The following is a 20,629-nucleotide window of genomic DNA, read 5'->3' on the forward strand; positions in this document are numbered from 1 at the left end:
TTAGCCACACCCTTTCATATTTTATCGTTGCTGAAGGAGTAAACAAAAACATCCTCACGCTTTTCAAAGCCGAAATCACGCCAGAAGCTCTGACCTGTTTCGTTGTTCTGATAACAGAAAATGTGAGTTTTGTCGATGCCTTGTTCACGGATTTTTTGGATAGCGGTCTGTGCAAGAGCGTGACCGATTTTCTTTCGTCTGAATTCGGGCAGAACAGCCATATGGTGGATAAATCCCCGTCTGCCGTCATGACCTGCAAGCACGGTTCCGACAATTTTTCCGTCAACCACGGCAACCTGACTCATACCTGCATTGTGCTTGAGATAACGCTCCATCTGATCTCTTTCATCAGCCTTAGAGAGGGCACGCTTTGTGGTAATCTGCCACATCCTATAAACCTCGTCATAGTCGTCAATTGTCATTTCTCGTATAATCATTGCACCCTCCAAAATCTAATCTGTAGGGGCGAACCGCGTTCGCCTGCGAGAGCACATGGTACTCCCCTACAAACAATACACTGCTTTTATCAAATAAAAATTTTAAGTTAAACAGAAAGTTTAATTTAGCGAGCGACCAATGACCGCCTCTACTGTTTTTACAAATCAGCAAAACAGCAATGCTAATCAATAAAACATTGTACCGATGCCTTCATCGCTGAAAAGCTCGAGCAGGATTGAATGTTCGATTCTGCCGTCAATGATATGGGCACGGTTTACACCGCTGCGGACTGCCTCAACACAGCAATCAATCTTGGGAATCATACCGCCGCTGATGATGCCGTCACGCTTGAGCATAGGAACTTCGCTGACATTGACAACGGGGATGAGTGAATCCTCATCGTGAACATCACGGAGAAGTCCTCTGATATCTGTCATAAGAATGAGCTTTTTTGCGCCGATTTTAGCGGCAATCTGCGATGCCGCAATGTCTGCGTTAATATTGTATACATTGCCGTCATAACCGCCTGCAACGGTTGAAACAATCGGAATATAACCGCTTGCAAGAGCGTTGTTGAGCGGTTCGGGGTTAACCTCCTTAATCTCGCCCACATAGCCGAGGTCTGCGCCTGTAACAAGCTTTTCAGCCATAAGCATTCTGCCGTCAAGACCGCAAAGACCCATAGCCTTACCGCCGTGACTGCCGAGGAGCTGAACAAGGCTCTTGTTGACCTTGCCTGCAAGCACCATCTGAACAATGTCGATAGTTTCCTTGTCGGTCACTCTCATACCGTTGATAAACTTGCTTTCCTTGCCAACGGCTTTGAGCATTGCATTGATTTCGGGTCCGCCGCCGTGAACAAGCACAACATTGACTCCGACAAGCTGCATAAGAACAAGGTCGCTCATAACTGCCGCTTTAAGTTCTTCGTTTATCATAGCGTTTCCGCCGTATTTTACAACAATTGTTTCGCCCGAATATTTCTTGATATAGGGCATTGCCTGTATAAGTACCTTGGCTCTCTTTGAAACATCCATTTTCTTCAATCCTTTATGTAGTTGATTTCCGCTCACACAATCAAATCGCATATTATGTGCGGTAGTCACCGTTGATTTTTACATAATCATAGGTAAGGTCGCAACCGTAAGCCTCGGCAGATGCATTGCCGTCACCTAATTTTACGAGAATTTCAATTTCATCCTCAAGCAAAATTTCCTTAGCCTTGTCCTCATCAAACACAAGACCGTTGCCGTCCTTGCAAACAAGGATTTCACCCTTTGCGGATTTATATGAAACATCAATTTTTTTAACATCTGTTTCGGCACCGCTGTAGCCGATTGCGCAGAGGATTCTTCCGCAGTTTGCGTCAGCCCCGAACATTGCCGCCTTTACAAGACTTGAACAGATGATGCTCTTTGAAATAATCTTTGCACTCTTATCGTCTTTTGCACCGTCAACCTTGCAGATAAGGAGCTTTGTTGCACCTTCGCCGTCTTTTGCAAGCTTCTTTGCAACCTTTTTGAATGCGTCTGTAAGAACGGCTGTAAAGGTTTTGTAATCGTCGTTCTTCTCTGTGATTTCCTTGTTGCCTGCATAACCCGATGCCATAATTGCAAGGGTATCGTTTGTTGAGGTGTCACCGTCAACGCTTACCATATTATAGCTGACATCAGCGGCTTCGATAAGTGCGGATTTGAGCATTTCGGAAGAAATTGCCGCATCGGTTGTTACAAAGGAAAGAGTTGTACCCATGTTAATATGAATCATACCGCTGCCCTTTGCAATACCGCCGATTGTAACCTTTTTGCCGTCAAGAACCGTTTCAACAGCCCACTGCTTTTTCATGGTGTCGGTTGTCATAATTGCCTCTGCGGCGGAGGTTCCGCCGTCCTTTGAAAGCGTGCCTTTGAGCTTTTCAATTCCGCTTGCAATTGGTTCAATCGGGAGAGGCTGACCGATGACACCTGTTGATGCAACGATTACATCGTTTTCGTCAACACCGAGAGCGTCTGCGGCAAGACTGCACATTTTCTCAGCCTTTTCATAGCCGTCAGGGTTACAGGCATTTGCATTGCCTGAATTTACGACAACAGCCTGAGCCGTACCGTTTTCAAGGTGTTTTTTAGTAACATATATAGTGTCGGACTTTACAAGGTTCTTTGTAAAGATAGCCGCACTGTTGCAAACCTTGTCGCAGTAAATGAGCGCAAGGTCTTTTTTAGTTGTGTTAGATGCTTTGACTCCGGCACAAATTCCGTTGGCTGTAAAGCCCTTTGCGGAAGTGACCGAGCCGTTTTCAATATACTTGATTTCCATAGATATTCACCCTTAAAATGCAGGCGGAACGATTACCAAACCTGTTTTTTCGTCAAGTCCGAAGATGATGTTCATATTCTGAATAGCCTGACCTGCGGCACCCTTGACCATGTTGTCGATTGCGGCACAGGCAACGAGCTTGTTGGCTCTCTTATCGTGATGAATTGAAACATCACAGAAGTTAGAATATTTGATATTGTGAATGTCGGCACATTTGCCGTCATCAAGAAGTCTTACAAAAAATTCGTCCTTGTAAAAGTCCTCATAAGCCTTTCTGATCTGCTCAAAGGTTACACCGTCCTTGATGTCGGCATAAACAGTTGCGAGAATGCCACGGTTTACGGGGAGAAGGTGCGGAACAAAGGTGATAATAACCTTTTCGCCCGAAAGCTTTGAAAGAGTCTGCTCAATTTCTGGAGTGTGGCGGTGGCTTGCAACCTTATAAGCGTGGAATCCTTCGTTAAGTTCGGGATAGTGGTTGCCTTGATTTGGCTTTCTGCCGGCACCCGTAACACCGCTTTTGCAGTCGCAAATGATGCCCTTTGTGCTGACAAGTCCGTTTACAATTGCAGGAGCAATTGCGAGCGGTGAACAGGTTGTGTAACAACCCGGATTCGCAACAAGCTTTTTGCCCTTGATTTTATCTCTGAAAAATTCAGGAAGTCCGTAAACTGCCTGTTCGTGAAGTTTTTTGTCAAGAAAAGTTCCGCCATACCATTCGGTGTATTCTTCTTCGCTTTCAAGGCGGAAGTCAGCGCCGAGGTCAATAAATGCCTTGCCCGCATCAATGCACTTTGCGGCAAGCTCCTGTGAAAGACCGTGTGGAAGAGCGGCAAAGATAACATCGCTCTTTTCAACAACGGCGTCCTGATTTTCACAAACCATATCGTTCAAAAATGTATAAGACGGATAAACATCGCTCAGCTTGTCACCCTCAAAGGAAACAGAGCTGATTGCCGAAAGTTCAGCCTCAGGATGAGCGGTAAGAAGTCTTACAAGCTCTGCACCTGCATAGCCGGTTGCACCGACAATACCTGCTTTTATTTTCATTGCTATCACCTAATCTATTGTAAATTTATATCAATCTTTGCCTGTATGTGTTGAATACGGCAGTTCACTTTTTGCACAAAGCATATGTTCCCATCCGCCCCTACGGATTTGCAATTACAGTTTTTCTGCGATTTCTGCAACACGCTTAGCCTGAGCCTTTACATTTGCCGATGCAGGGCCGCCGAATACTGTACGCTCGTTTGTACAGCGTTCAAGTGAAATTGCGCTGTAAACATCATCGTTGAACACATCGCAAACCTTTTTGTATTCGTCCATTGGAAGACTTTCGAGGTCTGTACCGAGTTCAATACATCTTGCAACGAGTTCGCCTGTTGCCTTGTAGGCATCTCTGAACGGAACGCCGTTCTTTGTGAGCCAGTCGGCACAGTCTGTTGCGTTGATGAAACCGCCTGCTGCAGCTTTTCTCATATTTTCGGGAATGACACGCATTGTGTCGAGCATGGGAGTAAAGGCTGTGAGGCACATTTTAACCGTGTCGAGTGCGTCAAAGATAGCCTCCTTGTCCTCCTGCATATCCTTGTTGTATGCAAGTGCAGTACCCTTCATAATTGTGAGGAGCGTCATATTGTCACCGAAAACTCTGCCGCTCTTACCACGAACAAGCTCTGCAATATCGGGGTTCTTTTTCTGCGGCATAATTGATGATCCTGTTGAAAAAGCGTCATCAAGTTCAATGAATTTAAATTCCCAACTGCACCACATAATGATTTCCTCTGAAAATCTTGAGAGGTGAACCATTATTATCGAAAGCACCGACGCAAATTCGATGCAGTAATCTCTGTCGGAAACACCGTCAAGAGAGTTGTTTGTAATTCTGTCAAAGCCGAGGAGTTCGGCTGTGATTGTTCTGTCAATCGGATATGTTGTGCCTGCAAGTGCACATGAACCGAGTGGCATTTCATCCATTCTTTTAAGGCAGTCTTCAAGTCTTGAAACATCTCTCAAAAGCATTTCACCGTAAGCAAGGAGATGATGTCCGAAGGTAATCGGCTGTGCTCTCTGGAGGTGAGTGTAACCGGGCATAACGGTTTCGCTGTACTTTTCAGCCTTGTCGGCAATAACCTTGATAAGACCTACAACGAGATTTTTTACATTGACAACCTCTTTTTTGAGGTAAAGCTTGATGTCAACTGCAACCTGATCGTTACGGCTTCTTGAAGTGTGAAGCCTTTTGCCGTTGTCGCCGATTCTTTTGGTAAGCTCACCCTCGATAAAGGTGTGAATGTCCTCAGCCTCCATATCAATGTGCAGAGTACCGTTTTCGATATCAGCAAGAATGCCTTTAAGACCTTTTACGATATCGTTTGCCTCTTCTTCTTTAATAATGCCGCATCTGCCAAGCATTGTTGCGTGGGCAATGCTGCCCTCGATGTCTTCTTTATACATTCTGCTGTCGAATGAAATCGAGCTGTTAAAATCGTTAGTGGTTTTTGAAAGCTCCTTTTTGAAGCGTCCTTTCCAAAGCTGCATTATTATTTCTCCTTACATTATGTTTAGCCGTTGTAAAGCACTTTGTTGCTTTTGGTTTTAAATATTTATTTACACCTTGTTGTTAATGTTGGATTAACCTGTAGGGGCGTTCATTAGACGCCCGCAAGTAATCGCAGAATATTTTTCAACCGACAAATACCGTAAAAAATAAAAAGGTGTAATAAACACTTATCGGGGCAGAGAAATTCCCTGCCCCTGATTATGTATGCAAATCAAAGATTTAATTATTTGATAAGGCCTTTCTTTGCACGAACCTTGATTGGAAGGCCAAAGAGGTTGATGAAGCCTGCGCTGTCGTTCTGGTCATAAACCTGATCCTCGTCAAAAGTAGCGATTTCCTCGTCATAGAGTGAATACGGGCTTGTAACTCCTGCGTCAATGATATTGCCCTTATAGAGTTTAAGTTTTACATCACCTGTTACATACTCCTGAGTGCTGTCAACGAAAGCTGAGAGAGCCTCACGGAGAGGTGTGTACCACTTGCCGTCATAAACGAGCTCTGCAAAAGCATTTGCAACATTTTGCTTGTAGTGGAGTGTGTCCTTGTCAAGGCAGATTTCCTCAAGCTTTGCATGAGCAGCATAGAGGATTGTACCGCCGGGAGTTTCATAAACGCCGCGAGCCTTCATACCAACAAGACGGTTCTCAACGATATCTGTGATACCGACGCCGTTTCTGCCGCCGATTTTGTTGAGTTCCTTAATGAGTTCAACGCTGTCGATAGCCTCGCCGTTAAGCTTTGTGGGAACACCCTTTTCAAATGTAAGAGTTACATATTCTGCCTTATCGGGAGCCTGCTCAGGTGAAACGCCGAGTTCAAGGAAGCCTTCCTTATTGTACATCGGCTCGTTTGCAGGATTTTCAAGGTCAAGACCTTCATGGCTCAAGTGCCAGAGATTTTTATCCTTTGAATAGTTTGTTTCACGGTTAATCTTGAGCGGAATATTGTGCTTTTCAGCATACTCAATCTCATCCTCACGGCTCTTGAATTCCCATGTTCTCCAAGGAGCGATAATCTTCATATCGGGAGCGTAAGCCTTGATGGCAAGCTCAAAACGAACCTGATCGTTACCCTTGCCTGTACAGCCGTGACAAATTGCGTCAGCGCCTTCTGCCTTTGCAATTTCAACGAGTCTTTTTGCGATGATAGGACGGGCAAAGGATGTGCCGAGGAGGTACTTGCCCTCGTAAACAGCACCTGCTTTTACTGTAGGAATGATATATTCGTCAACAAATTCCTTGTTGAGGTCTTCAATGTAAAGCTTTGATGCACCTGTTTTGATAGCCTTTTCTTCAAGACCGTCAAGCTCTGTACCCTGTCCAACATCACCCGAAACAGCGATAACCTCGCAGTTGTCGTAGTTTTCTTTAAGCCACGGAATGATGATTGAAGTATCAAGACCGCCTGAATATGCAAGAACTACCTTTTTAATCTTATTGTCAGCCATTTTTAATTCCTCCAGAATTTGGGAACACATTTTGTCGGTGTTTCCTTTGCTTTAATTTTTATTACTCTTACATTATACACTCTGTTTTCAAAAAATCAAGTGTTTTTTGAATAAATATTCAATGTTTTTTCAAATTTGTATTTTGGGGTGCAATTTGACCGAAATCTGTCGCTTTATCGCTGTATTATCGGTATTTTTGGCGATTACCGTGTAGCTTTCGGCATTCATTTTCAGAAGAATGCATATATTCACAAAAAATGAATATTCACTTTATTCATTTGTTTTTGCATATTCATACATATATATACAACCATTTTGCATATTTTTCATTTTGTAAAAGCCGCTAAATTTACTTTAAAACCTGTTGACACCATATGCGATACCATATATAATATTATTAAAAAATACGAAAACAGGCTCTAAGATAAATTGCAGAAAGCGAGGCGGAAGATGATGAAAACTCTTAACGATTATCTTGCGATGTCATATCGTATGGAAATTGTTGAGGACAAGGACGGGGGCGGTTTTGTTGTATCATTTCCCGAGCTTCCCGGCTGCATAACCTGCGGTGATACGATTGAATCGGCTGTTGCAAATGCAGAGAACGCTAAAAAAGCCTGGTTTGAAGCCGCCTTTGAGAGCGGAATTGTAATTCACGAACCCGACAGCCTTGAAGAATATTCGGGACAATTCAAACTGAGAATCCCGAAAAGTCTGCACCGCTCACTTGCCGAACATTCAAAGAAAGAGGGCGTAAGTATGAATCAATACTGTGTCTATCTTCTGTCAAGAAATGATGCAGTTTATTCAAAATAGAATTTTGAAAGCATATCATATTATATAAAACACAATTTTGAAAGGAAGATTTATATGTCAGCATTCAAAGAGATAAATCCGAAAGAAATCGTTGAAAGTCCGTTTAAGCTTATCGGTGACGACTGGGCGCTTGTCACAGCCGGCGACAGGGAAAAATTCAACACAATGACAATAAGCTGGGGCGGTGTAGGTATTATGTGGGGTAAGCCCGTTGTATTCACCTTTATTCGTCCGCAGAGGTACACATTTGCTTTTATGGAGAACGGCGACCGCTATACAATGAGCTTTTTTGACGAAAAGTACAGAGATGCCCTCAAATTCTGCGGTTCAAAGAGCGGCAGGGATTATAACAAGGTAAAGGAAACAGGTCTTACTCCTGCGTTCACGGAAAACGGCTCTGTATATTTTGAAGAGGCAAAGCTTGTACTTGAATGTAAAAAAATGTATGCCCAAAGCCTCAATGCCGAAAGCATTACCGACTGTGAAAGCGTTGACAAGTGGTATAATAACGACTTTCATAAAATGTACATCAGCGAAATCACAAAGGTTCTCGTAAAAGAATAATCTGCGTCTTAAAATTTTATATGCGGAATCAGTCAGACAATCGCACGGTTGTCTGACTTTTTTATGTAAATACACTTAAAAAAGCCCCTCGCAAAACGCGAGGGGCTTTTCCTGTAATATCGACTAAGCGGAACGATATATCAAATTTTATTCAGCTTAATTAAAAGTTGCTGATAAGATGAACTACATACTTCTGGATGAGAGTAGCATCCTTAACTGAAATTATATTGTTCTTATCAACATCTGCTGCTGTGAGCTGCTGTTCTGTGAATGGAATATGCTCTGTGATATGCTTCTGAACAAGTGTTACATCGATAGCGGTAATCTTGCCGTCCATATCAACATCACCGAGGCGGACATCACTTGCAAATGAAGTTGTTGCACTCAGCTTAACATTCTTAAAGCCTGCAAAGCCTGATATATCACGAACCTTGCTGTTATCAACAACTGACTGCTGATTAAGCTTGTTGTTTGTAACATAACCTACTGTAAGATACTCTGTGTCAAGATATACGCTTGCACTGCCTGCACCGATAACCTGGAAGGTAAGTGAAATGTATGTACCACCATCGTACTTTGTAGGATTCTGCGGGTTAGTAAAGTTACCCTTAATTACATTGCTGTAAGCGTTGTAAACAAGATTTGACTGGCTTGGCATAATTGTCTGGCTGCCGTTAACCTTGTTGTCTGCCCTATCGAACTTAAGCTTGCTTGTGTCATACTTAACAGTCCACTGACCGTCAACAATACCCATATTAGCATTGAGCTTATAGAGAACAGTTATCTTGTCGCCTACTTTTCCGTCGGTCTTTGTAGCAGAACCGAAGTAGTTAGATGTTGCATTTACTGTGAGTGTCTGTGAAGGAGCAGTTGTAGGCTCTGTCGCAGGCTGAGTTGTCGGCTGTGTAGCCGGCTGTGTTGTTGGCTTTGTAGCCGGCTGTGTTGTTGTTGGCTGAGCTGAAGTTGTCGGCTGTGTCGGTGGGATCGGACTTGTCGGAACAATGCCGCTCTTGATGTCGCCGTTCTTCATAGCATATGAGTATGTGCCGTTTACGCCGTTTCTTGTTGCGTCAACCTTGATTGTGCTTGTTGACTTGAGAGCTGATGTTGCAACTGTGAATGCACCTGTTACATCGTCTGCAGTAGCAGTATATGTCTTACCGTCAACTGTAACAGTTACCTTTGCAGCGCTGGCTGTAACACCTGATACAACGCTCTTGCCTGCAACGGCATATGTAAGTGTTGCAGGAGCAAGTACAAGTGCCTTCTGAGCTGACTTGAGGTCTGCAATCATAGCATTCATAGCTTCAGCTGTTGTAGCGTCTTCGCCTGCTTTAATCATAGCCTCGGCTGACTTGAGAACCTTCTGAGCATTTGCCCAGCTCTCTGCTGTGTAGTCTGATGCTGTCATAGCAAGAATCTTTCTTGCTTCTTTCTTGAGTGATTCATAAGGTGAAACAACGATTGGCTTTGATGTAAGCTTGTATGTTGTACAACCTTCGTTTGTAATTTCGATTGTAGCGCCGTCTCTAACGCCTGTGATATCTGCTGTCTGACCTGAACCGCTGCTGAGAATAATGTTTACTTCGTCAACATTATCGAACTTAACAACATAGTTGCCGTCAGAATCTTTTTCTGTAAGAGCAACGCCCGGCCATGCGCCTGTGAGCTTCTGTGTATCATTCCAAGCATAGATTTTGTAGCTTGCAGATGGGCTGTAAGGCTTGATTGTTACGGAAACAGAACCCTCTGCAGGCTCTGGATCGCCGCCTGCCTGCTGATTACCGTTGGTTACTGTCTTAACTGATGTGTAGTTGCCGTTCTGGATTTCGAGAACAGCACCGTCATAAAGACCTGTGATATCGCCTGACTGTGTGCCGCTGCCGTTGTTGAGAACAACGCTGAATGGCTTGTCGGCTGAAACAGGAAGTGTGAGTTCATATGTGTTTGCCTGACCTGAAACGGCTGCTGCCTTTTGACCCGGCCATGCACCGTTGAGTGCTGTGCTTGCACCTGTCCAAGCGTAAACATTCGGAGCGCCTGCTGTGCTCTTGATTGTAAGCTTTGATGTCTGACTTGCTGTCGGACCGGGAACAGTTGTGCTCTGTGTCGGGCTGGTTGTAGGTCTTTCGTCGTTTTCGCCGATCTTGAGGAATGTGAACTTAGCCTCTGAGCTTGCCTTGTCGTTTGTAGCCTCAACAGTTACTTCGATTGTATCGTTCTTGTAAGCTGTCTGACCGATTGTGAATGTGTCGCCGTCCTTAACAACAAACTTGTTACCGCCGTCAACAGAAACCTTTGCGCTGTCGCATTCCTTGAGAGAAACAGTAACCTGCTCTGTGCCGTAGAACTTCGGCTCGCCTGTGATTGATACAAGCGGCTGACCGTCAGCATTTTCCATAAGGATTGTGCCGTTTGCACCGCTGTTGAAAGTTACCTTACCGTCAGTAACAACTGAAGATGAGTTGTCATAAGTATTGATTACATAGCTGCCGTCTTCCCAAAGAGTTGAAACATCAACAGTTACGCTTGAATTTTTGTTACAGCCGATTACTGCAGCTGCCTGATCTGTTACGCCGTTCTTATCGTATGTACGGCCGAAAGCAACACCGCTTGTAGCTGAGAGCTTAACATTTGCGCCGGCACCGATAGATACGTGCTTGTTACGGAACTGACCAACCTTCTGCCACTGAGCAAGAAGAGTTTTGTCCATGTCGTTCCAGTTCATATCACTTCTGAGTGCGTGACCCGATCCGCCGTAACCGTCAAATGCAACGCCGGGATAGAGAGGACGGTTGGTTTCGTCACCGTAGAAAATCTGAATTCCGCCCGGGAGAAGGAGGAATGCAGCCGCATTGTAAAGCATTGTGTTCTCATCGCCACGGGTAAGTGTTTCATCGTGTGATGACATAAATGAAAGAACGTTGAAGCCTTCCTTTGTGTTGATCTGGTCTGCATAGCCCTGATATGTGTTTGCAACACTACCGCTTGCAAGAGCACCGCCGCCTGTAACTGCGAAGTTAATCATTGAGTCGAAGCCGCCCTCGGAATAGTATGTGTCGTAGCCTACACCGTGATCCCAATGCTCGCCTGTCATCCAGAAATCTTCTTTCCAGTCAGCACCTACTTTGCCCTTGTTGTTGGATCTCCACTCTCTGAGAGCAGAAACACAAGCCTGCTTGAGCTGGTTCCAAGAAGCCTTATCAACATGCTTTGCAGTATCGCAACGGAAACCGTCAACACCGTACTCCTTAACCCACTCTGAAAGCCAGGTTGAAAGGTAGCCTGTTACTGTGTTTGAATTACCGTATTTTGCGAGCTTCTGAGCATATGTACCTTCCTGCTTCCACTTTGTTTCGAGGATCGGAGGAATTGTAACATCCTTTGTCTGCTCTGTTCTGAAGTCGGGAAGTCCGCTGAGTGACATTGTAAGATCACCGCCGGCACCCTCTGTATATCCGGGAAGACCGCTGCGGATCCAGTCATTGCTCCACCATTTGCCCCAGTCTTCTGCTGATGTTTTATAGTCAATGTGGTCGTTTACATCACTTACATCTGTGAGCTTGTATTTGTAGTCTGATGCACCGTCAAGGAGAGTACCGAAGCCGAACTGCTCCATATCTGCAACGGTGTTGTAGCCTGTGTGGTTCATTACGATATCCATGATAACTCTGATACCGTGCTCATGCGCTGTGTCAACAAGAGTTTTGAACTCCTCTTTTGTACCGAAGTTTGCATCGGTTTCGGTATAGTCAAGAACATAGTAGCCGTGATATGAGTAGTGAGCAAAGCCCTTACCTGAATCACAATAGCCGTGAATCTGCTCATACGGAGCTGAGATCCAAATTGCGTTTACACCGAGGTTATCAAAATAACCCTCTTCAATTGACTGAGTAACACCTGCAAAGTCGCCGCCGTGGAATGTACCGGGGTTTGTATCCCAGCCGTCAAGCGGTTTGCCGTCCTTGTCAAGTGTTCTGCCGTATGAATGGTCATTTGCGGTGTTTCCGTTCTTAAAACGGTCGGTAAGCAGGAAATACACATTGGCATTATCCCATGTAAAGCCGTCATCTTCAACAAGTGAACCTGCGGCAGTTGATGATGCAGATGTGCTGCTGTCATCAGAAACTGTTGCAGCACTTACCGAACCAAATGCTACGGAAGCACCGGGGAGAGCCATACAAAGTGTCAAAACGGCACTGAGTGCTCTCTTCATACTTCTTTTTTTCATTGTTTGATTACTCCTTTCAAAGCTTTTAAAACGTAGGGTCAAACATCCCTAGACAATTTGATTTTATCACAAAACTCTCACAAAAACTACACATAATCCTTTTATTTTGTAAAAATAGCAAGTTACACAATCTTTGCACTGGAATTTTATGCAAAATTACCCTTGTCGCTCTTCTGTTTTTATTTATAAAGACAGTTTCAATTGCCCCCTGCCGAAAATTACATAAATACGGTCGGGAATAATAAGATTTGTACTTAACAAAACTTTATTCCCGACCGCAATTTTCGCTTTTTAATTTTTATCTTATCTGAGTCTTACATTCAAAAATCTGAGTTTAAAGGTTGAGCCGACGCCGAGTTTGGAATCTGCGGTAATATATCCGCCTGTTTTTTCAACAATTGATTTTGCAAGCGACAGACCTATGCCGACGCTTGACGGGGATGAATTTTGTGCTTTATAGAACCTCTCAAAAATGTGGGGCAAATCCTTCGGGCTGATTCCGCATCCGTTGTCGCTTATGATGATTTCCGAATACACGCTGTTCCTTTCGGCTGAAATTCTGACATAACCGCCGCCGTCGGTATGCTCAATGCAGTTCTTAACGATATTTGAAACTGCCTCGCAAATCCAGCGAAAATCGCAGTCAAGGCTGAAATCATTTTTGACGGTTTTTTCAATTCTCACATCACGGATATCGGCAAGAACCTCTGTGCGTGAAATGCACTCGTCAATAATTTTGTTCACCGACTCTTTTTTGAACTTCAATTCAACAGTTCCCGAATCAAGCATTGAGAGCGTGAGCAGACTTTTTACAAGGAAATTTATCGAATGGGCATTATGCGCTATATCCATAACAAAATCCCGTCTGATTTTAACGGGCATATCATCGTCATCAAGGATATTTTCGGTTGTAATCAAAATTGAAGTCAGCGGTGTTTTAAGCTGATGTGAAATGTCGGCAAGCGAATTTTTGAGGATTTCTTTCTCTCGCATTGAATTGTCGGCATACTCACGAAGCATTACCGTTGTTTTTTGAATTTCCTGCTTTAACAGCGACATATCGTCATCGGATGAGCCGTCAAGGTCGAGGTCGTACTCTCGGTTGTTTATTTTTTCAAGACATTTTACAATTTCAAGTCGCTGTCGCTTCTGCATTTTACAGTATCTTATGAACATAACGCAGAGCAAAATTCCGAACACACAAACACCTGCGGTTGCAATCACAATTGTAATCGTTGCATAACTTCCGCTCTGAATGTCAACCCAGCCGCTGTCGAATTTTATTCCGTACTTGGCAAAGTCGTCCTTTATATCCTCTGTATCGCTGTTTAAAATTTGAGCAAGCTCCTTTTCCGAAATGTCGGGATATTGTTCCCTAACCTTTTCCGCAACGGCAATTATCTTTTTATCCGTGCTTTCACGAACAGCGTTAAAGCCTGCACCGACGCCTACTGCAACAGCACAACAGAAAAGTCCCGTTATCGCAAGCATTACCGCAAGAAATTTTGATGTGTTTTTCATTATACCTCCAGCCTGTAACCAAGGCCCTTTACGGTTTTAATCATATTTGTATCAAGTTTTTTGCGAAGTCTTTTTATGTACACGGTCAGCGTGTTGTCCTCAACATAATTCCCCGACAAATCCCATATGCGTTCAAGAATCTGTTCACGGGTCAGCACCTTGCCGCTGTTTTTGGCAAGCATTGCAAACAGGCGGTACTCAAGCGCCGTAAGCACAACGGGACTGCCGTTTTTGCAAACCTGTTTTTTGTCAAAGTCAATGCTGATGTCGCCAAAATTCATAGCCATAGTTTTGTCGAGCTTTTTGGTAATTCGTTTAATTCTTGCGAGTAGCTCACGGCTTGAAAACGGTTTTGTTATGTAATCCTCCGCTCCGAGGTCAAAGCCTTTTACAATGCTGTCCTCATCGTCAAGTGCGGTGAGAAAAATCACGGGAGTTTCGCACACTCTTTTTATCTCGTCACAAAGTTCAAAACCGTTGCCGTCGGGAAGTGACACATCAACAATAAAAAGGTCAAAGTCACCGCCGAGAGAGTTAAGGGTTGATTCGGCATTTTCGCACAACGCAACCTCAAAGCCGTTTTGTTCAAGAGTGTAAACAAGTCCTTTTGAAATTGCACGGTTGTCCTCAATAAGAAGAATTTTCACAACAAGTCCTCCCAAAATGAAATTCGGGCGGATTAAATCAATAATCCGCCCGTCAGCAATGAAAACATACAAAATATTGTGGTATCTGTTGTTACAACTACATTATAACAGAGTGTAAAACTATTGTCAACAAATTTCAACAAAATACAGTCTGTCGGCTGAATATGATGCTCAGATATTGTCATTTCTGATTGTTTCAATAATATTTTGCTTATTAACCTTTGAGATTGAGTATTTCATAATCAGCCATACCACAATAAATACAGCCGCAATACTAATCAAAATCGCTTTCCACGGGAATACAAAGCTCATTGGAACACTTCCGATTGAAAATGCGGAGAAGATTGCAAATACACCGAGAACGCCGAGAGGGATACCGATAATCAAAGATTTTATGCCGTACATAAGGCTTTCAAGGCGAATCATACGGTTAAATTCTTTCTTTGTCATACCGATAGATTTAAGCGATGCAAATTCCTTGCTCCTCAACTGCATATTGGTTGAAATCGTATTGAAGATATTCGTCATTCCGATAAGCGAGATAACGCCGATAAAGCCGTAAACAAATATTCCGACAATCAGCATAACGGCATTAAACTGTCTTACGTTTTCTTCATAGTCAACAATGTAAATGCTGTCGTCTGCACCTTCCATAGACTCAATGCGGTTTGTAAGCGAAGTGTGATCTGATGTATTGGCATAGAGAGTAACGGAACATCCGTCTTTGCCGACCTGAGATGAAATTACACCCTGTTCACCGATTATCAAGCCCTGACCGAAAATTGTTCCTTCGCCGATTACAGAATCAGCCGACTTTGGAATTTCATCAAACACTGATGAAACCTTTAACTCGCCTGTTTTCAGCGCGTTTCCTTCTTCGTCATTTCCGTAAACGATAAACTTTGTTGGGGCGTCTTTGCCGTACAGCGGTACAGGCTCATCATAACTCCGGCTGTCCTCGTCGTAATCGGGCGTCACCTTTGAATACGCAAGTACACCGCCCTTAACCTTGTTGTAATCAAGTTTTAATTCCCTGCAAATCTGAACAAAGGTATCGTGTTCAAACTCAAGAAATTCCACGCTGAATGACTTTGTACCGTCAGCATTGTCATAAAGGAAATTTTCTCCGCATTCGTTAACAGGCACATCCGCAGAAACACAACCGTACTGCATACCGAATGTCAGATAATTTTCAATTTCAGGCATTTTTTCAATTGTCTGAGCCTGCTTTGTATCAATTCCGGAAACCATATAGCTGTAGTCTGTTTTGCCGTAGTAATGCTCTGTATATGTCATTCCATAGTCCATAAATGCCGAAACTGCAATGAACATTGCAACGCTTACAACGATTGAAATAACCGTTGTGCGATACTTTTTCCTACTGCGTTTAAGGCTCTTTGAGGCGATTTCACCGCCCACACCAAAGAGTTTTTTGGTAAGCTTAGATGTGCGGTACGGCTTGTTATTCTTTACCTTGATATCCTTGTTGCCTCTGATTGCAACAAGGGGCGGAATTCTTGACGCACGCAGTGCAATGAAGAATGATGAACAGAATATAGTAACAGCCGAAAGAACAATTGCGCAGATAATCGGAATTGTCGGAGTTACAAAGACAAATTTTGCTCCGTTTAGCATATCACCGAGAACGCTGTTGAGTATTGTAATAAGAATTGCGTTTACACCGAGTCCGAGAAGTATGCCGAGAGGAATACCGATTAAGCCGAGAATGAATCCCTCAAAAAGCACATTCCTGCGGATTTGCCTTTTGGTTGCACCTACAGAGGCAAGCATACCGTACATACTCGTTTTCTCTGTAATTGAAATTGCAAAGCTGTTGCGAATTACAAACACGCTCGCAAGCATTACTATAATAATGATAATAACAGCAAGGCTGAAAATCACAGTATTTGTTGCGTCATTTGAACCGTAGCCTTTCATACTGAGGAGTATGGAATTGAATTCGTATGCATTTATTCCAGAGGTCTGCTGATCTTCGGGTGAAATTTCATCGCTGATTACATTACTCATATCATCAGCTTTAAAGCCTAAAATATCCGCTGTATTCTGAAAATAATTGCTTTCGCTCTGAGGAGTATAGGCGATATACAGCTTATTCATATGCTTTGTTCTGATTGCCTCGACAGGTGCTTTTTCATCAGACACGGTATATATCATAGAAAGATTTGACGGATCATAGAGTTCGCTCGTTTTCGGTCTTTCAATAATACCCGTTACGGTATAGGTTCTTTTTACCGTGTCAATAATGCTGCACTTATTAAAATCTTTTTGCAACAAATTATGAATGCCTTCCTCATCAAGGACATTGCTGTCCTTGTCAGTAAGCACACCGACATCAAGTGTGATTTTGTCGCCGATTTTCACATCTTTTCCGTTCTGTGTTTTAAACGCTTTTGTAACAACAGCCTCACCCGAATTTGTGGGGAACTTGCCCTTTATAAGGTCTATCTTAAAACAGTTGCCATAGGTATTTTCGCTCATGGCAAGAACGCTGTAATCGCAGATTTCGCCGTCAGCATTTTTTGTCCTGGCATATCCGAGCCTTTCCTTATAAAAGGCATTTTCAACATTACGGTTCTGTCGGATTTCATCAATTTTTGCGGTGTCGATAATATCAAGCGAAACATCATAATCGCCCGACCAGGTTTTTTGTGCGTCAATCATAGTCTGTCGTCCGCTGAGTGCCATTCCCGAAACAACCGTAATAAGTGCCGCCGAGAGCATAATTCCCACGATTGTAACAATTGTACGCACCTTGTTAAGTCGCAGATTTTTAAGCGTAAGCTTGTTGAGAAGTTTCATAATCAACCCTCCTCAACGATTTTACCGTCACTTATTGTGATAATTCTGTCAGCCTGTTTTGCAATGTCAAGGTTGTGCGTAATCATTATAACAGTCTGTCCGTAACTCTGATTGCACATTTTGAGAATACTCATAACCTCTTCGCTTGACTTTGAATCAAGGTTGCCTGTCGGTTCATCGGCAAGCACAAGAGACGGATTGTTAATGAGCGCTCTGGCAATAGATGTTCTTTGTTGCTGACCGCCCGAAAGCTGGTTTGGAAGGTGTTTTCTTCTTGCACGCAGTCCGAACGAATCAAGAATCATCTCAAGTCTTTCTCTGTCAACACCTCTGCCGTCAAGGTCACAGGGGAGCGTGATGTTTTCTTCAACAGTCAGAATCGGGATAAGATTGTAGAACTGATAGACAATTCCCACCTGTCTGCGGCGGAATACGGCAAGCTTGTCATCATTCATTTTGCTTATATCGTTGCCGTCAACAAAAATTTTTCCGCTTGTGGGACGGTCAACACCGCCGATGAGATGAAGAAGAGTTGACTTGCCGCTGCCGCTTGCACCGACAATGGCAACAAATTCGCCCTTTTCAACCGAGAACGAAACATCATCAACCGCATGGACAAGGTTTTCACCGCTTCCGTAGGTTTTTGTAAGATTTTCAACTTTCAGAATTTCCATAAAATATACCTCCAAATTCATTTTACACCCATATTATAGTGACGCAAAATGACTGTAAAGTGAATCCTGCAAACAAATTTTTCCGTAGGGCAGCCCACTTGAATACAAGCAAAACATTTTTTATTGTGTTTACCATAAAGAAATAACCGCCCTGTACTGCGAATACAAGGCGGTTACCAAAAATAATTTGTCTTAAAAGCGGAACAGCTAAAGCCGTTTCCTTATCTATATATTAACATCATCATACTATCTTCACGAATTGGGAACGGCGGCACGCCGTGCGGCAAAGCAAGCCCAGCCGTTGTCAAGATGTTCTTCGATGATGTCAAAATACTGACTTACGGATGCCTTGACTTCTTCGGCACGAGTGTCGATGATACCGCTCATAATGTAAACGGCATCGTCCTTCATAAAGTCCTTAATGCCTTTTGAGAGAAACATAATCGCATCGGCAACAATATTGGCAAGAACAATGTCATACTTGCCCTCAACCTTGTCGGTAAAGCTGCCGCAGATAGCTGTAAAACGGTCAGCAACGCCGTTAATTTCTGCGTTTTCAGCCGCAGTTCTCACCGCAGTTTCGTCAATGTCAACACCGACGGCACGGTCTGCACCCAAAAGCAATGTTGCAATACCGAGAATACCGCTGCCGCAACCCACATCAAGAACAGAATCGCCAGCTTTAAGGTACTTTTCGCACATCTCAAGGCAAAGCCTTGTGGTTTCATGACCGCCCGTGCCGAACGCAAGGCCCGGATCAATGTTGAGAACTTTGCGGTTGCCGGCATCGTAATCATCTCGCCAGCTCGGACGGATAAGAAGTTTTTCGCCGACTTCAATCGGGTTGAAATATTTCTTCCAGTTGTTTCTCCAATCCTCTTCAAGGCAGTCAAGAAGTTCAATTGAATGCTTTATACCCTCCGCATTGTAGCGTTCAGAAAGGAATGCAACCGCCTCTGACGGCGAAACATCGGGTTCAAGATAAATGTGAACAAAAGCCTTGTTTCTGTCCTTTGCAAGCAAATCCTCGTCAATAAGGTCAATATGGGCAATGTCCTCAACCTCTTGCTCAAGGTTTGTGTAATCTTCAATATAGATGCCGTAGGGAACTACGACATTTGCAATATCACTTGCTCTGTCAATATCCTTTGCGTCAACGGATATTTTTATTTCTGTCCAGGATTCCATTTTAACCTCTGATTCACGGGCATTTTATGCCGATATTTTTGTTTGTAATGCAGTGGCGGATATTATCCGCCACTACGAAATTGTGCAAATAATAACAATACTGCTTATCTTCACGAATTTGGAACGGCGGCACGCCGTATAAAAAATTTGTGGGGACAAATGCCCCACAAATCTTATTTATTCTGTGTTACTCGTTGAACATCTTCTTGATTTTATCAAAGAAGTTTCTGCGTTTTGCGTAGTTCTTGTCGCCTGTTGCGCCGTCAAGCTGTTTGATAAGCTCTTTCTGCTTGCCGTTAAGATTCTTCGGAACTTCAACGGTAACTCTTACATACTGGTCGCCTCTGCCTCTGCCACCGAGTCGCTGAATACCCTTGCCCTTGAGTCTGAAAACATCACCCGGCTGTGTACCCTCACGAACCGTGTAGGAAACCTTGCCGTCAAGAGTAGGAACAACAACATCTGCTCCGAGAGCCGCCTGTGTAAAGGTTATCGGAACTTCGCACCACACATCGTCACCTCTGCGTTCAAAAACAGGGTGCGGACGAACATTTACATAAACATGAAGGTCGCCTGCAGGACCGCCGTTTGTACCTGAGTTACCTCTGCCGCTGACATTAAGAATCTGCTGATCCTTGATACCTGCCGGAATTGTTACATCAACAGTCTTGTTCTTGCGCTGTTTGCCCGAACCGCCGCACTTTTTACAAGGATTGTCAACAATCTTACCTCTGCCGTGACAGGCATCACAGGTACGCTGGGTCTGGACAACACCGAAAGGCGTTCTCTGGTTGATTGTTACCCTGCCCGAACCGCCGCATGACGAACAGGTCTTGGGGCTTGTGCCGGGCTGAGCGCCTGTTCCGTGACAGTCGTCACAGGTTGTTACGCATGAATAGTTGATTGTCTGCTTGCAGCCCTTTGCCGCCTCTTCAAATGAAATGTAAACCGTAGTTTCAATATCACTGCCACGCATAGGAGCGTTTGCATTGTTGGAGCGTCTGCCGCCGAATCCGCCGAAAAAGCTGGAGAAGATGTCGTCAATATCAATACCCTGACCGAACGGACTTCCTGCTCCGCCTGCACCTGCACCGTAGTTGGAATCAACGCCTGCGTGACCGAACTGGTCGTAACGAGCCTTTTTATCGGAGTCGGAAAGAACTTCATAAGCCTCGTTTACTTCCTTGAATTTTTCCTCGCATTCTTTATCGCCGGGATGCAAATCCGGGTGATATTTTTTGGCACAGGCTCTGTATGCCTTTTTTATTTCATCGTCGCTTGCGCCCTTTTGAACGCCAAGCACCTCGTAGTAGTCTCTTTTGTCTGCCATATTACTCTCACCTTTGTCAAAATACCGAAATCACGCAATATTGCAAGCCGGTTATCGTCTTATACAGCCAAAAG

At 43.9% G+C, this 20,629-nt stretch carries 15 protein-coding genes; 2 read left to right on the top strand and 13 right to left on the bottom strand.

Annotation, left to right across the window (positions count from 1 at the left end):
• Positions 1 to 14: 14 nt before the first annotated feature.
• From RBATCC27255_RS01215 to RBATCC27255_RS01240, 6 genes are all read right to left on the bottom strand, one after another.
• Entirely contained in the window at positions 15 to 437 is a 423-nt protein-coding gene (locus RBATCC27255_RS01215) for a GNAT family N-acetyltransferase (protein ID WP_101028372.1), read from the bottom strand.
• Positions 438 to 623: 186 nt separating this feature from the next.
• Entirely contained in the window at positions 624 to 1,475 is an 852-nt protein-coding gene (argB, locus tag RBATCC27255_RS01220) for an acetylglutamate kinase (protein WP_015523076.1), read from the bottom strand.
• Positions 1,476 to 1,527: 52 nt separating this feature from the next.
• Positions 1,528 to 2,754, bottom strand: a complete 1,227-nt coding sequence (gene argJ, locus RBATCC27255_RS01225; RefSeq protein WP_101028373.1) for a bifunctional ornithine acetyltransferase/N-acetylglutamate synthase — start codon at positions 2,752 to 2,754, stop codon at positions 1,528 to 1,530.
• A 12-nt stretch (positions 2,755 to 2,766) separates the two neighbouring features.
• Positions 2,767 to 3,804, bottom strand: a complete 1,038-nt coding sequence (gene argC / locus RBATCC27255_RS01230; RefSeq protein WP_101028374.1) for an N-acetyl-gamma-glutamyl-phosphate reductase — start codon at positions 3,802 to 3,804, stop codon at positions 2,767 to 2,769.
• Positions 3,805 to 3,918: 114 nt separating this feature from the next.
• Entirely contained in the window at positions 3,919 to 5,295 is a 1,377-nt protein-coding gene (argH, locus tag RBATCC27255_RS01235) for an argininosuccinate lyase (protein ID WP_101028375.1), read from the bottom strand.
• 245 nt (positions 5,296 to 5,540) lie between these two features.
• The gene (locus tag RBATCC27255_RS01240) at positions 5,541 to 6,764 is read right to left on the bottom strand and encodes an argininosuccinate synthase (RefSeq protein ID WP_015523080.1); all 1,224 of its coding nucleotides are present in this window, start codon (positions 6,762 to 6,764) and stop codon (positions 5,541 to 5,543) included.
• A gap of 450 nt (positions 6,765 to 7,214) precedes the next feature.
• Here RBATCC27255_RS01240 and RBATCC27255_RS01245 point away from each other — a divergent pair, with 450 nt between their 5' ends.
• Both RBATCC27255_RS01245 and RBATCC27255_RS01250 read left to right on the top strand, forming a co-directional pair.
• Positions 7,215 to 7,580, top strand: coding sequence for a type II toxin-antitoxin system HicB family antitoxin (locus RBATCC27255_RS01245; protein ID WP_479725151.1), 366 nt, complete (start codon positions 7,215 to 7,217; stop codon positions 7,578 to 7,580).
• A 54-nt stretch (positions 7,581 to 7,634) separates the two neighbouring features.
• Positions 7,635 to 8,144, top strand: coding sequence for a flavin reductase family protein (locus tag RBATCC27255_RS01250; protein WP_101028377.1), 510 nt, complete (start codon positions 7,635 to 7,637; stop codon positions 8,142 to 8,144).
• Positions 8,145 to 8,304: 160 nt separating this feature from the next.
• On the opposite strand, the gene RBATCC27255_RS01255 is transcribed toward RBATCC27255_RS01250, so the two are convergent.
• The 7 genes from RBATCC27255_RS01255 to dnaJ all read right to left on the bottom strand — a co-directional run bounded on the left by RBATCC27255_RS01255 (position 8,305) and on the right by dnaJ (position 20,555).
• A complete protein-coding gene (locus RBATCC27255_RS01255) occupies positions 8,305 to 12,375 on the bottom strand; it encodes an alpha-amylase family glycosyl hydrolase (protein WP_101028378.1) in 4,071 nt (1,356 codons plus the stop codon).
• A gap of 303 nt (positions 12,376 to 12,678) precedes the next feature.
• Positions 12,679 to 13,896 (bottom strand): sensor histidine kinase, encoded by a 1,218-nt coding sequence (locus tag RBATCC27255_RS01260; protein WP_101028379.1) that lies wholly within the window; start codon positions 13,894 to 13,896, stop codon positions 12,679 to 12,681.
• Positions 13,896 to 14,543 carry a response regulator transcription factor gene (locus tag RBATCC27255_RS01265; protein ID WP_101028380.1) on the bottom strand — a complete coding sequence of 216 codons (648 nt, stop codon included), beginning with the start codon at positions 14,541 to 14,543 and terminating at the stop codon, positions 13,896 to 13,898. The genes RBATCC27255_RS01260 and RBATCC27255_RS01265 overlap by 1 nt, the downstream gene beginning before the upstream one ends.
• Before the next feature lie 171 nt (positions 14,544 to 14,714).
• Positions 14,715 to 17,363 carry an ABC transporter permease gene (locus tag RBATCC27255_RS01270; protein ID WP_101028381.1) on the bottom strand — a complete coding sequence of 883 codons (2,649 nt, stop codon included), beginning with the start codon at positions 17,361 to 17,363 and terminating at the stop codon, positions 14,715 to 14,717.
• Positions 17,364 to 17,365: 2 nt separating this feature from the next.
• Entirely contained in the window at positions 17,366 to 18,037 is a 672-nt protein-coding gene (locus RBATCC27255_RS01275; protein WP_101028382.1) for an ABC transporter ATP-binding protein, read from the bottom strand.
• Between the two features lie 252 nt (positions 18,038 to 18,289).
• Positions 18,290 to 19,225, bottom strand: a complete 936-nt coding sequence (gene prmA / locus RBATCC27255_RS01280; RefSeq protein WP_101028383.1) for a 50S ribosomal protein L11 methyltransferase — start codon at positions 19,223 to 19,225, stop codon at positions 18,290 to 18,292.
• A gap of 187 nt (positions 19,226 to 19,412) precedes the next feature.
• The gene (dnaJ, locus tag RBATCC27255_RS01285) at positions 19,413 to 20,555 is read right to left on the bottom strand and encodes a molecular chaperone DnaJ (protein ID WP_101028384.1); all 1,143 of its coding nucleotides are present in this window, start codon (positions 20,553 to 20,555) and stop codon (positions 19,413 to 19,415) included.
• Positions 20,556 to 20,629: the final 74 nt, after the last annotated feature.

Origin of the sequence: Ruminococcus bromii, assembly GCF_002834225.1 — a bacterium.
In the GTDB taxonomy this organism is placed as follows: Bacteria; Bacillota; Clostridia; order Oscillospirales; family Acutalibacteraceae; genus Ruminococcoides; species Ruminococcoides bromii.